This window comes from Westiellopsis prolifica IICB1 (assembly GCF_004323185.1).
GTDB lineage: Bacteria > Cyanobacteriota > Cyanobacteriia > Cyanobacteriales > Nostocaceae > Pelatocladus > Pelatocladus prolificus_A.
In genome coordinates, this window is record NZ_NAPS01000002.1 from 737,411 (window position 1) to 752,714 (window position 15,304).

Genomic DNA, 15,304 nt, shown 5'->3' on the forward strand with positions numbered 1-15,304 from the left:
AGTTACCAGTTACCAGTTACCAGTTACCAGTTTAATTTGATAACTGATAAGTAGTCCCCCTTCCCTTTTCCCAATCCCCAATCCCCGATCCCCAATATGTTTGTCGATTTCTTTATCAGGCGACCTGTTTTTACCAGTGTCTGCGCTATTATCATTCTGCTAGTAGGGGCGATAAGCATTCCTACCTTACCTACAGAGCAGTATCCAGAAATTAGTCCGACTCAAATCGAAGTTACTGCTAACTATGTTGGTGCTAGTGCTGAGGTAGTAGAAAACACCGTTACAACAATTTTAGAACGGCAAATTAACGGTGTTGAAGGCATGAAGTACATGACTTCTAGTAGCAGTAACAGTGGTACTAGTATAATTACGGTTACATTTGACGCATCACGAGATGCGGATATTGCTGCCGTCGATGTGCAGAATCGTGTATCTTTAGCTGAACCACAGCTACCAGAGCCAGTTACGCAAACTGGAGTCACCGTTAGCAAACAATCAAATAACATTCTGTTAGCGATGGGCTTATACAGTGAGAAAGGAGAGTACGACACTGTATTTTTAAGCAATTACACCGATCTTTACATATCAGATGCCTTAAAAAGAATCAAGGGTGTAAGTGAGGCACGAATTTTTGGTGAACGTCGCTATGCGATGCGTTTGTGGCTTGATCCAAACCGCCTTGCAAGTCGTGACCTCACTGCTCAGGATGTGATTGATGCCCTGGATGAACAAAACCTGCAAGTGGGTGCTGGACAAATCGGTCAGCAACCATCGGCAGAGGATCAAATGTATCAAATTGACCTGCGCGCTATTAGTAGGCTTACAGATGCATCCGAATTTGAGGATATAGTGATCAAAACGAGTCAAGATGGATCACTAATTAAACTCAAAGACGTAGGACGGGCAGAACTAGGAGCAGAAAATTACAGTTCTTTCTTGCGATTTCGAGGTAACGAGGGCGTGGGAATTGGTATATTTCCCACTCCGGGAAGTAACGTTTTAGATGTTGCCAAAGCAGTCAAAGCCGAAATGGCGGTACTAGCTAAAAAATTTCCACCAGGGATGAAGTATCAAGTTGCTTTTGATACAACTACCTTTGTAGAAGAGTCCCTTGCAGAAGTTGTCAAAACATTGTTTGAGGCCGTCGCCCTCGTGGTCTTGGTCATTTTTGTTTTCTTACAAGACTGGCGTACTACTCTAATACCCGTAATTGTTATTCCCCTGGGACTAATTGGTACCTTTGCCTTTATCAAAGCTTTTGGGTTTTCCATTAACACCCTGACTTTATTCGGTCTGACCTTAGCTACAGGTTTGGTGGTGGATGACGCAATTATCGTAGTTGAGGATATCTCTCGTCTGATTGAAGAAGGAATTCCACCTCGTCAGGCAGCATCTGAAGCAATGCGCGAACTATTGGGAGCAGTCATTGCCACTTCTTTAGTTTTAATGGCTGTATTTGTTCCAGTGGCATTCTTTCCAGGTTCTACAGGACAAATTTACCGTCAATTTGCCCTAACTATTGCTTTTTCGGTGGCAATTTCTACCTTTCTGGCTATCACCCTTACACCTTCGCTATCGGCTTTAGTGCTAAGACGGGGGCAAAAATCGACTGGTTGGCTAGGTTGGGTGTTTGCGCGATTTAATAACGTCATTGATTGGTCACGCCGAAAATATGAGCGATCGCTCATTCGCTTAAGTCGCGTTAAAGCAATTGTAGTACTGCTATTTATCCTGTCCTTGGGGCTAACTGGTTGGCTTTATTTGCGCGTACCTTCAGCTTTTCTTCCTGAGGAAGACCAAGGTTATTTCATCACAATTATTCAAGGGCCAGAAGGAGTTTCACTGAACTACACCAGCAAGGTAATGCGGCAAGTAGAAGAAGAAATTCTCAAATTGCCAGAAGTCACAGGCACTTTTGCTGTAGGTGGATTTAGTTTCAGTGGTAGCACTTCTAACAATGGTGTTATTTTTACAACTCTCAAACCTTGGGATGAGCGTACTAAAGAAGGACAGTCAGCCCAAGGAATTATTGCTAATTTACAAGGCAAACTAGGGGTAATTACAGAAGCCAGAGTGTTCCCAGTTAATCCCCCCACAATTCAAGGTTTAGGTAGTTTCGGTGGCTTCCAATTTCAACTCCAAGACAGAGCAAATAACAGCGATTTAGAAACGATGCTGCAAGTCATGGGTCAATTACTTCAGCAAGGCAATCAAACACCAGGATTACAGGCTGTCTTCAGTACATTTGCCGCCAATACTCCACAAATATTGATTGAAGTAGACCGCAGTCGCGCTAAAGCTCTGCAAGTTGATGTTGATGAAGTATTTAATACTCTCCAGAATTACTTAGGTTCAAGATACGTCAACGACTTTAATTTTGAACGCCGAACTTATCGGGTATACGTCCAAGCTGATACACAGTTTCGCTCTAATCCGGAGGATATCGGGAAATTATACGTCCGCTCTGCCAATGATCAAATGATTCCTCTAAGCGATCTTGTCAAACTAACTCCCACTACTGGAGCGCAAACAATCAACCATTACAACTTGTTCCGATCAATTGAAATCAACGGTTCAGCAGCTCCTGGAACTAGTTCTGGAGGAGCAATCCAAGCAATGGAGAACATAGCACAAAAGGTTTTACCAACGACTTTTGGCTATGAATGGTCGGGGATAGCTGAGGAAGAAAAAACATCTGGTGGTCAAGCACCGCTGATTTTTCTTTTGGGACTAGTCTTTGTTTTCTTGGTACTAGCTGCTCAGTATGAAAACTACATTGATCCGTTGGTTATTATGCTGTCGGTTCCTCTCGCTATTTTAGGAGCGCTAGCAGCACAGTCATTACGAGGTTTACCGAATGATATATATTGTCAGGTTGGTCTGGTGATGTTGATTGGTTTGGCAAGTAAGAACGCAATTTTGATTGTAGAATTTGCCAATCAGCTACGAGAAACTGGTCTTAGCTATACCAAAGCTGTGGTGAGAGCAGCACAAGAGCGTTTGCGACCGATTCTGATGACTTCTTTTGCTTTTATTTTGGGTATTTATCCCTTGCTGTTTCCCGAAGGTGCAGGTGCAGGGAGTAGAAGATCTCTAGGTACAGCTGTCGTTGGTGGAATGCTGGTTTCTACTTTCTTGAGTTTGTTTATAGTGCCAATTTTATATATTGTCATTGGTAGCTTACGCGATCGCTTCTTAAAACGTCCTCGTCCACCTCAACAACCACCACACCATATCGAAGAAGTAGAAGAAGATGGTCGAGTTACTACCAAAACTTATTGATAGGAGATAGGGGGATCGGGGAAAGGGGAGCAGTGAGCAGGGGGTGTGGTAAGAAACTTGTTAAATAATTTCCCCTTTTCCTCTTTGTCTCCTTTGTCCCCCAATTCCTAATCCCCTTTCCCCTTTCCCCTTCACATTCGCAATACTCTTAAATAAACCAGTTGAACTCGTGTGAATTAATTGATGCTTAATTTATATTTAAGACTTAGTTAATCTTTTATTTAAGTTTCATTAATATAAAATTAAGAGACTAATATACAGCATTACTAAATCATCTGTGAACAACAAGATCCCGAACTTCTTAAAGAAATCCGGGATCTAGATCTCTCACTTTTCATAACATAAATAAAGTAGAGACGGGATGTTCCTCGCGTCTGTACAATCCTCATTGGTAAGGGTTTTAGGCATGTTGATTTTTCGTAACTCAGTTATGTTTATTCTCACAAACTTATACCATTTCACAAAAAACCTGATACAAATACACACCCTGTAGAGACGCGATATATCGCGTCTGGGACAAAATTTATATGTATCGTGATTAATGTGAATTGGTATTACTCATAGCTAGGCAAAAAAATAAATAGAAAAATTAACTTAATTATTAATTTATATTAGGTTATTAAATTTCCTAGTTTTATTCAAAAAATGTTAAGCATTCGTAAAAATTAAAAACTAACATGACTAAATCCAAAGAAATAGCCAAAACGATAAATTTCAGCGACTCACAGTATTACCTAAATCGGGAATTAAGTTGGTTAGAATTCAATCGTCGAGTTTTGCATGAGGCGTTAGATAACCGTACACCGTTACTCGAAAAACTTAAATTTGCTGCTATCTTCAGCTCGAATTTAGATGAATTTTTCATGATTCGTGTGGCGATAATTAAAGACCAAGTGCAAGCACTCTTAAGCAAACGAACCCCAGATGGACGTACAGCACAAGAACAATTAGAAGCGATCGCTCAACTTTTGCGTCCAATGATCATAGAACAACATAGCCTGTTTGAGAAGGTGCTACGAAAAGAAATGGCTGCTCATGGTATCCATCTTCTCAATTACACAGACATCAGTAGAGAACAACGTTCTTACTTAGAAGATTTATTTAAACAACGAATTTTTCCAGTTCTCACACCCCTAGCAGTAGATCCGAGTCATCCCTTCCCCTTAATGGCAAATCTCAGTCTTAATTGGGCGGTAGTTGTCAAAGATCCAGTCACAGGAGATGAAAAGTTTGCTAGAGTCAAAGTCCCGGATATTTTACCTCGATTTATTGCCTTACCCAAAGAACTAGAACCACAAAATGGCAAATTAAATCATTGGACTGGTGTACCCATTGAACAGGTAGTAGCTCACAATTTAGATGCCTTATTTCCAGGCATGATCATTAAAGAATATCACCTGTTTCGACTAACTCGCAAAGCCGATTTATCAGTAGTTGAAGAAGAAGCAGATGACTTATTACTAGCAATTCAACAAGAATTACGCGGACGACACTTTCGTGGTTCTGTGGTGCGGTTGGAAATTCAACCATCAATTCCCAAATCTGTGCGAAAGATGCTAGTCCAAGAAATGGAAATATCTGAAAGTGATGTCTATGAAATAGATGGTTTAATCAATTTAAAGGATTTAATGTCCTTCATGGCTTTACCATTGCCAGAACTCAAAGATCAACCTTGGACACCTGTAATTCCTCCACGTCTGCGTCATTTTCATCAACCAAATAATATTGCTCAATTAGACGAAGCAGAGAATATTTTCTCCGTAATTCAGCAAAATGATTTACTGGTACATCATCCCTACGAATCCTTTAACGCTTCTGTAGAACAATTTATCGCCCAAGCAGCTCATGATGCTCAAGTCTTAGCGATCAAAGTGACACTGTATCGCACTTCTGGGGATTCGGAAATTGTTAGCTCCTTAATTACTGCGGCAGAAAGTGGTAAGCAAGTTGCAGCCCTGGTAGAATTAAAAGCCCGTTTTGATGAAGAAAATAATATTACTTGGGCGCAGAAATTAGAAAAATCCGGTGTGCATGTCGTTTATGGATTGGTAGGATTAAAAACCCACACCAAAATTGTGTTAGTAGTACGTCAGGAAGGAGAGAAAATTTGTCGCTACGTCCACATCGGTACTGGTAACTACAATCCCAAAACAGCCAAGTTATACACAGATTTAGGACTGCTGAGTTGTCGAGAAGAATTAGGCGCAGATTTAACAGATTTATTTAATTACCTCACTGGCTACTCTTGTCAAAATTATTACCGTAAATTGCTAGTATCGCCCGTAACTATGCGCGATCGCATGATTGCCCTAATTCAACGAGAAATCGAACACAGCCAAAACGGTAGAAAGGGTCGAATCATCGCCAAAATGAACTCATTAGTAGACCCAAAAATCATTGCCACCTTGTACGAAGCATCACAAGCTGGTGTAGAAATTGACTTGATTATTCGGGGTATATGCTGCTTACGTCCCGGAGTTCCCGACGTCAGCGAAAATATCCGAGTGATTAGTATCATCGGTCGCTTTTTAGAACACTCACGCATTTTTCACTTCCACAACAACAGCAGTGACGAAATATACATTGGTAGTGCTGATTGGATGCCCCGCAACCTAGATCGCCGTGTCGAAGCCGTGACACCAGTGGAAGATCCAAAGATTTTACAAAACTTGCAAAACATTCTCCAAATTATGCTACAGGACAATCGCCAAGCTTGGGAACTAAAATCAGATGGCTCCTATACTCAGCGTCATCCCGGCAAAAATGAACCAGAACGCCATACCCAAAATATACTGATGGAAATGGCAGCCAAATCCTGAAAAATCATTTCTTGGGAATACAAAATGCCTCACAATCCGGCATTATTGCCAGTATCGCATTAGCATAATCATTATTTTCATCTACCAAACACCAACTAATTGCTACAGAACAATCCAAAACAAACTGCATTAAAATCTTCGCCCCTCTTCAATCATGGAGCGGATTGAGGTTTTATCCAACGCAACTTCTCGCTGCAATTGTCGCATTCTAGTAATTGCATGACTTATCGATTTTTTAGTAGTGGGCTTTCCCCAAGCGTTATAACGCTCATAGGTTTCTTCTGATGGTGCAACTTCTACATCGGGTAACGGCTGCACAACCACCACTACCTCAACAGAAGTATCTTTAAAATCAGTGGGTGTCTGGATTTGCAATATACCATCCGTCCCAATATGTACTCGTAACTTCATCGTTTCCATATCCGCATCCAATGACCAATCATTCTTTGATGGTACAAGCCCCCGGATTTATCCGTAGAATAAATCGAAAATCCAAAATCCTCAAGCCCCCGGATTGATCCGTGGGGTCAATCCAAAATCCTGTTATAATTTCACAAAAATCTTGATACAAATACAGGCGGTGTAGAGACGCGAAATTTCGCGTCTCTACAAATTCATATGTATCGCTATTAACGTGAAATGGTATTACGCGTCTACGCGCAGCGTCCCGGAGGGAACTACCCGAAGGGAGGAGCGCAGAGCATTAAGCAGAGCTACTTCATTTTGTGTTTTGAAAAAATTGGGATGCTCCCATTTAAAATGCAGGACAAGCAGCTGTGGGTTGAGAAGTGCGTTGAGGGTTGGTAGTTGTGGGGTCATAGGCTGTCAGCACAACTTCACCTTTGTCGTTAAATATCCAACCTTGGGCGGGGATAATTTGTTTAGCTGCGGATTGGGTTTTTGGTTGGTTGATAGTTGAACTTTGGGAACTGCTGGTACTAGTAGATGGGTTGACTAAACCAACGCGAACATTATCATTACTTAAAGAGTCATTTGGGCTAGATGGTAAACCACCACGTCCGGTGATGATAAACGAGCTACCAAAACCTTTTTGACAAGGGTTTTGGGCGATTTGACTACTTGGGTCTGTAAGATTAGCTTGTAATTCGAGTAATCCCTGACTGGGGTCAACATCTAGAGTATTTATTTCCACAGTTCCACTCAAAGTAGGACTTTGTTGGGAAATAGCTGTGATGTCATTGGTGGGTAGCTTACTTGGATCAAAGCCGTTAGAACTCAGTTCGCTGTCTTCTCGACTACGGGGTACAAACCCAAAAATACCATAGGAATTGATAATTACCTTACCTCCCTGACCTGTAGATGCATTGGCGGTGATATCGCTGTTTTGCATGGGTGTAGCAATCACAAAGCCTCGATAACCTGGGTCATTGTTGATAAATATGTTACCGCCATCATTTCCCCCGGAAGCGGTAATGTTACTATTGCGACGCATGAATAAGTAGTCACGGACGTTTAGGGTAATATTGCCACCGTCACCTGAACTAGTGCTAGCAGTAAGCGTTCCCTGATTGTCCAGCTTGATAGAGCGAGCATTTACTTGCAGATTGCCTGCATTACCTGTTCCTAAACTTCTAACAAATACTCCTGCTCCATCGCGTACGAATAACTGTTGAGTGTTAATAGTCAAATCTCCAGCATTTCCTGTTGAACCTCGGTTAGCTTGAGCAAACAAACCACTAGTCGAACCAATCAGTTCTACAGTATCAGCAGTGACAGTCAAATTCCCGCCATTACCTGCACCAAAAGTACTTGCACTGACTTGTGCTCCATCGCGTACGAATAAATTTTGAGTGTTAATCGTTAAGTCTCCAGCATTTGCTTTTGAGCCTGAGTTAGATCGAGTAAACAAACCACTAGGAAACTGACCATTAGCTCTCGAACCAATCAGTTCTACAGTCTCAGCAGTGACAGTCAAATTCCCGCCCTTACCTGCACCCAAAGTGCCAGCACTAACTTGTGCTCCATCGCGTACGAATAAATTTTGAGTGTTAATCGTTAAATCTCCAGCATCTCCTGTTGAGCCTGGGTTAGCTTGAGCAAACAAACCGCTAGAAAACTGATCAGCACTCGAACCAATCAGTTCTACAGTCTCAGCAGTGACAGTCAAATTCCCGCCATTGCCTGCACCAAAAGTACTTGCACTGACTTGTGCTCCATTGCGTACGAATAACTTTTGAGTCTTAATCGTCAAATTTCCAGCATTTACTTTCGAGTCTGAGTCAGCTTGAGCAAACAAACCACTAGGAAACTGACCATTAGCTCTTGAACCAATCAGTTCTACAGTCTCAGCAGTGACAGTCAAATTCCCACCATTACCTGCACCAAAAGTGCTAGCACTGACTTGTGCTCCATCGCGTACGAATAACTTTTGAGTCTTAATCGTTAAGTCTCCAGCGTTTCCTGTTGAGCCTGAGTTAGATCGAGCAAACAAACCACTAGAAAACTGACCATCAGCACTCGAACCAATCAGTTCTATAGTATCAGCACTAACATTTAAGTTCCCGCCCTTACCTGCACCCAAAGTGCTAGCACTGACCCGCGCCCCATCGCGTACAAACAACTTTTGAGTCTTAATCGTTAAATCTCCAGCGTTTCCTGTTGAACCTCGGTTAGCTTGAGCAAACAAACCACTAAGAAACTGACCATCAGCACTTGAACCAATCAGTTCTATAGTATCAGCACTAACATTTAAGTTCCCGCCCTTACCTGCACCCAAAGTGTTGGAATTAAGTCGTCCCCCACCACTGACAAATAGCAATCCTGTGGTGATGTCAATGTTGCCTGCGTTACCTTGTCCTTGATTACTTGTGTTCAGTAAAGCACCATCAGTTACAAAAACCGATTTAGCTGAAATGTCTATATTACTACCATCCCCTACTGCATTAGGATATACATCGGCGTAGATAAAACTGTTTTGGAAAGAGACTTTATCCTTAGCTCGCACAGTTACACTACCAGGATTTCCTTGGGAGTTGGAATAGAAACCAGCTTGCAGTGAAGATCTATTGTTCAAAGAAACATTTCTGCCTTCAACCAGAATCTTTCCAACATTACCAACAGATCGTGTTCCCCCAGAGTTTCCCACATCGCTAACGATGGAGCTATTATCAAGCCTAACAGCGTCTTGAGCCTTTAGCACTACATTGCCAGCATTACCCTGTCTAATACTATCGGTTTCCAGTCCAGTGCGATTAGTCAAAGAAATTGATCCGTCTGTGGCTGTAATATTGATGTTTCCAGCGTTTCCCTGTCCTTGATTCCTAGCTCGCAGTAGAGATTCATCGCTTAAGGAAATCGAACCTGCTACAATTTCGATATTGCTGCCATTACCTGTTGTTCCAGACAATACATCTGTAAAAATACTACTATTTGCCAAAGAGACAGATTCCTTAGCTCGCAAAGTTACACTGCCAGGATTTCCTTGGGAGTTGGAATAGAAACCAGCTTGCAGTTGAGATCCATTGCTCAAAGAAACATTTCTGCCTTCAATCAGAATCTTTCCAACATTACCATTTGATTGTGTTCCCCCAGAGTTTCCCACATCACTAAAGATGAAGCTATTATCAAGCCTAATAGCGTCTTGAGCCTTCACTGATATATTGCCAGCATTACCTTGTCCGATATGATTAGCAATGAGTTGCGTATTATCACTTAAGGAAACAGATTTGCCTTGAATGTTAATGTCACCACTATTTCCCTCTACAGCAAATACAGAAACTATCCCATTGTTAATTGCAACATCTCCTCTCACCACACCATCAGGGAAACTCAAACTATTATCAGGATTCAAGCCAATTGTTCCTGCTTGTGTCAATCCTCCTAATTCAATTCGTCCTCCTGGTGCAAACAGAATTCCTGAATCTAGGTTTACGTTACCGCCTATCAGTGCCAAGGTGTTTCCTGGCTGTACCTCAAGACCAAAATTATTGGCACTAATATTCCCCGGATTATCCCGAAATCTCAACCCAATCGGAATATTTACAGTCAACACTGGTGGTGTTGCCAAATTCGTAGCACTAAACTCCACCCCATCACCAAACAGCAAACTGTTAGCTGTCGTGGCAAAAAATGAACCACCGATGTTGAGCCTAGCATTCGATCCAAAAGCTATACCCGCTGGATTGAGTAAAAATAAATTCGCTCTACCTTGAGCGCGAATCAAACCATCAATATTAGATATCGACCCACCCGTCACCCGACTGATAATATTCTGCACATCGACAGGATTTTGGAATACAGCCGAACGACCATTAGGAACAGAAAATTGGCTAAAGCTGTGAAAAAGGTTTCCCCCGGCTCTATTACCATTCTCAATAATAAAATTTGAGCCATCAAGCCTAACAGTAGTAGATAAAGTTCCATCGGTTGAAACTTCCTGCGCTCTGACGGTATTGACAGTTGCAAGCCAGCCCAAAGTAACAAGGGGTAAGATAACGAAGAGCGATCGCATATAAATTCTTCTATATATTTACGGTAGTATCCTGGATGATTCTGTTGTTTATTAAACAGCTAATGAGATGGTAAATCTACTAGTCTTAAAAAAACTCCATCCAGTTTGCTCATTTAGTTTGAAGAATTATTTTGTGCGCGCGATCGCTCCCAATACATTTCGGTTAAGATCAAAAACATGATATTTAACTTCGTGTCTTAGTGTCTTGGTGTTTCAAAAGTCGATTTTTTAACCACTAAGACACCAAGACACCAAGAAAAGTGCATTACACCTTAAAAGGGCTAGTCCCAATTATTTAGAAAGAAATATAGTTAATAATTTATAAATCAGACGAAATAAAGCTGTAACAGCGATCGCCACCAAACCCCCAGCAATAGCTATAACGATTACTTGCCGAATCGTTAGCTCATTTCGCAAAAAGGGGAAAAAAAATATCGCTGCGAATGTTCCTGCTGCGAACACTAACATCTCAGTTTTTTCAATCCAGCGTTGCTTTTGCCCAAAAAGCAATACTGCCAAAATTACAGCACAAGCAGCTAAAGTAATATTTATCGAACCCAGCACACTATACAATGCGATCGCGAGCAATCCACCTTCAAAACCACTAAATCCAGCCCCGATCAGTAACTCTAAAGTAGACAACGGTGCAACTTGCACAGCCGGAGATAATGTCGTTTGTTGCGGAGACTGAGTATTTACAGACTGTGGTTGTGACTTTGTTTGTGGTGGTAATTGTATGGGTTGGTGGGGGTGAATGTGTGTTGGTATAATGGGCTGAAAATTTAAATTCAGAGCATCTAATACTTCTTGGGCTGACTGAAAGCGCTGATTAACAGCAGGTAAAAGCATTCGATCAAGAGTATTTACCAGTAAAGGACTGACACAAACATGCTCGTGCCATTTCCACTGGTTACTATAAACATCAAATAGCTTGGCTACATCCTTTTCACCGGTTAACAACATTACAATTGTCACAGCCAAAGCATATAAATCTGTAGATGGAAAAACTTGTCCACCGGACATTTGTTCGGGAGGTGCAAACCCCAGAGAAAAAATACCAGTGGAATAACCAACTCCTCCGGGAGGTGCATTTGCTACCTGCTTCACCGCGCCAAAATCTAACAGAAAAAGCTTACCGTTACGATGGCGCATAATGTTGGATGGTTTGATATCTCTATGAATGATGCCTTTGTGATGGACAAACTGCAAGATTTTGAGTATATCTTGCAGCACATCTAATACTTCTTGTTCAGAGAATTTACCTTTCTGCGCTAATTCTTCTTCTAAATTCTGTCCATCTATATATTCTTGAACCAGATAAAAAAATTGCTCTTGTTGTCCTGGTTGAGAAAAGCTAGAAACTATGACTGGGAAATAAGCGAATAAATCAGGAATTTGCTCATGTTTAGAGCCTATTTCTTCTAAAACAGTGGCTTCTCTCTCAAATAAATCTTGTGCGAGTTGTAGTTGAGTTGAACTGAGATTCCCTGCTGGTTGAAATTGCTTCACTACACACTGACGCATTCCTGGAGTATAGCGATCGCAGGCTAAAAACGCAGCCCCAAAACCGCCTCGTCCCAATAATTTTGATGGTAAATAACGACCAACCAAAATCAACGGCATCCCACAAGTAGTACAGTATTTTTGCTGCACCGTTCTCAAAATAGAATGATCATCTAAATCTGAAAAATAGTTGCGTGGACGGGGACAACCAGGACGTGTACAGTAAATTTCCATTTTTGTCAATAGTCAATAGTCATTTAGTCATAAGTCATTGGTCATAGGTCATTAATCATTAGCTTTTTCACAAAGGACAAAGGACAAATGACAAAGGACAAATGACAACTGACTAATGACAAATGACTAAATATTAACTTTCATTTGAGTGAGAATTGTCTAAGTCCAGTGTGGTATTAATTGCTAAACTCTTGTGATTTTGCGATGATTTTAACACATCTATATTCCATCCAGGTGCAGCAAACTGGGGTAGAATTTCCCGGCTAAAAGCTTCTGCTGCTTTGGATCTATAGCGATTGGGATTAAAAATCAGCCACAATGTCCTCTTGACGACAACACCCTCAATGGGAGCACAATGTAATACATCCATTTGCAATTCTTTAGCAATGGCAGAAGTCGAGACAAAAGCAGCTCCCAAGCCAGATTGCACAGCATTTTTAATTGCTTCAATAGAATTGAGTTCCATTTCCACTTTTAAACGCCGTGTATCAATATCATGACGCGCTAAAACTTGGTCTATGACTTTGCGGATTGTTGATTGAGAATCAAGGGCAATGAATTGTAATTTATATAGGTCTTCTTTGTGGATGGTTTCAAGTTTGCCAAAGGGATGAAATACAGGTAAAATCAGCGCTAATTCATCATCTGAGTAAGGAATAATCTCTAAAGATTCTCCCAATTCTCCAGGAATTTCACCACCGATAATTGCCAAATCAACTTGTCCATTGACTACACTCCAAGCAGTGCGGCGGGTAGAGTGGACATGTAATTGTACCGCCACGTCAGGATATTTTTGTCGGAACAACCCAATCATCCGGGGTAAAAGATAAGTACCGGTGGTTTGAGAAGCGCCGACAATTAATGTACCGCCTTGGAGATTTTGTAAATCTTCAATAGCGCGACAAGTTTCCTGACAAAGACTGAGAATTTTTTCTCCATAGCTCAGGAGTAAATGTCCTGCTTCAGTTAACTGAGCGCGACGTCCTCCGCGGTCAAACAAGGGAACATCTAATTGCCGTTCTAAATTTTGCACTTGCAAACTGACGGCTGGTTGGGAAACGTAAAGACTGTCAGCGGCGCGCTTGAAGCTCCCTTCTTGAGCGATCGCTTTCAGAATCCGTAACTGATCTAGTGTGAATGGAAGGTCAGACATATAGGCTCAACCCACAAACAAGAAAGGAGCAGCATTAGCAAAAAACCAGTGATTCATAGTATTCTGACTGGGCATAATTTGTTGCATATTAAAATCGGAGGATTTATCCGAAAAAGACAGTAACACAACATCTTGACTAAAGTCCCCCTTTGAATACTTTGTGGTATTGATTGTACTGAATTAAGTTTTCTTTAAATTACTTCACCTGTGTATTATGATGCTGCCATCATGGTTAACTCCCAGTCATTTTATAATGTTGGGACTACAATTTAGTTTTGCAATTGCTCATAGCGGTGGAGCCGCATTGCGACCTTGGGCAGAAAAATATATTGGCCCACGAGTTTACCGGATTATCTTTGCGTTAGTTAGTTTACCTTTAGCTGGAATTTTAATTGTTTACTTTTTTAACCACCGTTATGATGGTTTGCAAATGTGGCAAGTCCAATATCTACCCTGGGTAAAACCATTGGTTTGGGTGCTATCGGCAATTTCTTTTGTGTTTTTGTACCCTGCTACTTTCAATCTACTAGAAATTGCTGCTATTCAAAAGCCCCAAGTCCATCTCTACGAAACAGGAATTATTCGTATTACTCGCCATCCCCAAATGGTGGGACAGGTTATTTGGTGTATTGCCCATACTTTGTGGTTGGGTACGACTTTTACCTTTGTCACTTCTTTGGGCTTGATTTTGCATCACCTGTTTGGGGTTTGGCACGGCGATCGCCGACTTGGTTGGCGTTATGGCGAAGCTTTTAAAGCAGTTAAGCAGCGTACGAGCATTATTCCCTTTGCAGCTATTTTAGATGGACGTCAATCTCTACGGTGGCAAGAATTCCTTCGTCCCGCTTATATTGGAGTCGCTGTGTTTGTGCTGCTATTGTGGTGGTCCCATCCCCTTTTATTGGTGGCAACTAGTAAGGTACAATGGTAGCCTAGACTAAAACCCAATTCACAACAGCATAAGACAGACAACAAATGAAGATTTAGGCTCATCTGTGATTACCAAATCAATGTACGATGAATGGAAACAGCTGTTCAGTGGAGGGGGTAGGTCAAATCAATCAGAGATTTTGTCCTAGTAGTTGCTGGTCAATTGTCATCATTGGGAGTAAATGATAGATACCGAGCGTCTAATTTCCCTCCCCAGTAAAGGCATAAATTGGAGTTCAAAATCCCCAAATGCCACTGTGTGTAAACGCCGCGCTGGCTTTTTTTGTCAAAGGCAAAATGACCAAGACAAAGGTTGGAAAATTTGCATACCTTCTGTTATGCCTACCAGAGCATCTATCGGCAGTTACTGGCTTACGTTACCCTTGTGCTGATAGCAAGTTGGATATAAAAACCCTATAGTATTAGAGGCATCATGGTGTTGTCGGTTAGTGAGCGGACATTTACTCAAGAAGTTTTAGAATCCCCTATTCCTGTTTTAGTAAATTTTGAAGCTCCTTGGTGTGGTTTGTGCCGCATCATACACCCATTACTGTTGCAATTTAAAGATAAATGCAACGAGCAAATCAAATTCGTGAATGTGAATGCCGATGACAATTTCAAATTGTCTACCAAATATCGGCTCAAGTCACTACCTACTTTACTTTTGATCGAAAACGGCATTGTTAAAAGACGTTTGGAAGGTTTTCGCGGTCGAGAAGATTTACTGCAAGCATTAGAAGAAATCAAACTCAGCTACGACAAGTCTTCCCGTGCATACAATACCCCCACAACCGCGGATTTAGGATGTCGGTCAGCATAATAGTCAATGGTCAAGGGTCAAGGGTCAAGGGTCAATGGTCAATGGTCAATGGTCAATGGTCAATGGTCAATGGTCAATGGTCAATGGTCAAT

The 15,304-nt window shown here is 41.5% G+C and carries 8 protein-coding genes; 4 read left to right on the plus strand and 4 right to left on the minus strand.

The features are described from left to right. The first annotated feature begins 96 nt into the window (after positions 1-96). The gene (locus tag B4U84_RS17460) at positions 97-3,282 is read left to right on the plus strand and encodes an efflux RND transporter permease subunit (protein WP_131119752.1); all 3,186 of its coding nucleotides are present in this window, start codon (positions 97-99) and stop codon (positions 3,280-3,282) included. Between the two features lie 677 nt (positions 3,283-3,959). Further along, positions 3,960-6,101, plus strand: coding sequence for a polyphosphate kinase 1 (ppk1, locus tag B4U84_RS17465; RefSeq protein ID WP_131119754.1), 2,142 nt, complete (start codon positions 3,960-3,962; stop codon positions 6,099-6,101). Between the two features lie 129 nt (positions 6,102-6,230). On the opposite strand, the gene B4U84_RS17475 is transcribed toward ppk1, so the two are convergent. The 4 genes from B4U84_RS17475 to B4U84_RS17490 form a co-directional block, all read right to left on the minus strand. After that, positions 6,231-6,521, minus strand: coding sequence for a hypothetical protein (locus B4U84_RS17475; protein ID WP_017310381.1), 291 nt, complete (start codon positions 6,519-6,521; stop codon positions 6,231-6,233). A gap of 334 nt (positions 6,522-6,855) precedes the next feature. Beyond that, positions 6,856-10,572 carry a two-partner secretion domain-containing protein gene (locus tag B4U84_RS17480; RefSeq protein ID WP_131119756.1) on the minus strand — a complete coding sequence of 1,239 codons (3,717 nt, stop codon included), beginning with the start codon at positions 10,570-10,572 and terminating at the stop codon, positions 6,856-6,858. A 291-nt stretch (positions 10,573-10,863) separates the two neighbouring features. After that, positions 10,864-12,309 (minus strand): serine/threonine-protein kinase, encoded by a 1,446-nt coding sequence (locus tag B4U84_RS17485; protein WP_131119758.1) that lies wholly within the window; start codon positions 12,307-12,309, stop codon positions 10,864-10,866. A gap of 133 nt (positions 12,310-12,442) precedes the next feature. After that, the gene (locus B4U84_RS17490; protein WP_017310384.1) at positions 12,443-13,462 is read right to left on the minus strand and encodes a LysR family transcriptional regulator; all 1,020 of its coding nucleotides are present in this window, start codon (positions 13,460-13,462) and stop codon (positions 12,443-12,445) included. Between the two features lie 214 nt (positions 13,463-13,676). On the opposite strand from B4U84_RS17490, the gene B4U84_RS17495 reads away from it, so the two are divergent. Together B4U84_RS17495 and B4U84_RS17500 are read left to right on the plus strand one after the other, a co-directional pair. Continuing rightward, entirely contained in the window at positions 13,677-14,393 is a 717-nt protein-coding gene (locus B4U84_RS17495; protein WP_242677658.1) for an NnrU family protein, read from the plus strand. A 432-nt stretch (positions 14,394-14,825) separates the two neighbouring features. After that, positions 14,826-15,212, plus strand: coding sequence for a thioredoxin family protein (locus B4U84_RS17500; protein WP_044449833.1), 387 nt, complete (start codon positions 14,826-14,828; stop codon positions 15,210-15,212). Positions 15,213-15,304: the final 92 nt, after the last annotated feature.

Excerpts from the sequence above, each read along its gene's own strand:
- B4U84_RS17480 (WP_131119756.1), bottom strand. The coding sequence starts at position 10,572 with ATGCGATCGCTCTTCGTTATCTTACCCCTTGTTACTTTGGGCTGGCTT.
- B4U84_RS17495 (WP_242677658.1), top strand. The coding sequence starts at position 13,677 with ATGATGCTGCCATCATGGTTAACTCCCAGTCATTTTATAATGTTGGGA.
- B4U84_RS17485 (WP_131119758.1), bottom strand. The coding sequence starts at position 12,309 with ATGGAAATTTACTGTACACGTCCTGGTTGTCCCCGTCCACGCAACTAT.
- B4U84_RS17460 (WP_131119752.1), top strand. The coding sequence starts at position 97 with ATGTTTGTCGATTTCTTTATCAGGCGACCTGTTTTTACCAGTGTCTGC.
- B4U84_RS17500 (WP_044449833.1), top strand. The coding sequence starts at position 14,826 with ATGGTGTTGTCGGTTAGTGAGCGGACATTTACTCAAGAAGTTTTAGAA.
- ppk1 (WP_131119754.1), top strand. The coding sequence starts at position 3,960 with ATGACTAAATCCAAAGAAATAGCCAAAACGATAAATTTCAGCGACTCA.
- B4U84_RS17475 (WP_017310381.1), bottom strand. The coding sequence starts at position 6,521 with ATGGAAACGATGAAGTTACGAGTACATATTGGGACGGATGGTATATTG.
- B4U84_RS17490 (WP_017310384.1), bottom strand. The coding sequence starts at position 13,462 with ATGTCTGACCTTCCATTCACACTAGATCAGTTACGGATTCTGAAAGCG.